Source organism: Bacillus cereus group sp. BfR-BA-01350 (assembly GCF_022663775.1).
GTDB classification, from domain to species: domain Bacteria; phylum Bacillota; class Bacilli; order Bacillales; family Bacillaceae_G; genus Bacillus_A; species Bacillus_A paranthracis.
The window spans coordinates 1-250 of record NZ_JAKUGD010000052.1 but is presented as its reverse complement, the minus strand read 5'-3'; the positions used below and the strand labels follow the sequence as shown (position 1 = coordinate 250).

Below are 250 nucleotides of genomic sequence, written 5' to 3'. Positions count from 1 at the left end.
CTACCGGAGCTACTGGTCCTACGGGAGCCACCGGTTCTACGGGAGTTACAGGTCCTACCGGAGCCACTGGTCCTACGGGAACCACTGGTTCTACGGGAGTTACAGGTCCTAGCGGAGCCACTGGTTCTACGGGAGCCACCGGTCCTAGCGGAGCCACTGGTTCTACGGGAACTACAGGCCCTACCGGAGATACAGGTCCTACGGGAATTACAGGCCCTACGGGAGTTACAGGTCCTACCGGAGCTACTGG

The 250-nt window shown here is 60.4% G+C and carries 1 protein-coding gene; it reads left to right on the top strand.

Annotated features, from left to right (window positions below; all coding sequences use genetic code 11):
- A partial coding sequence (locus MR147_RS26910) for a hypothetical protein (RefSeq protein WP_242304892.1) occupies positions 1-250 on the top strand: 250 nt, incomplete at both ends.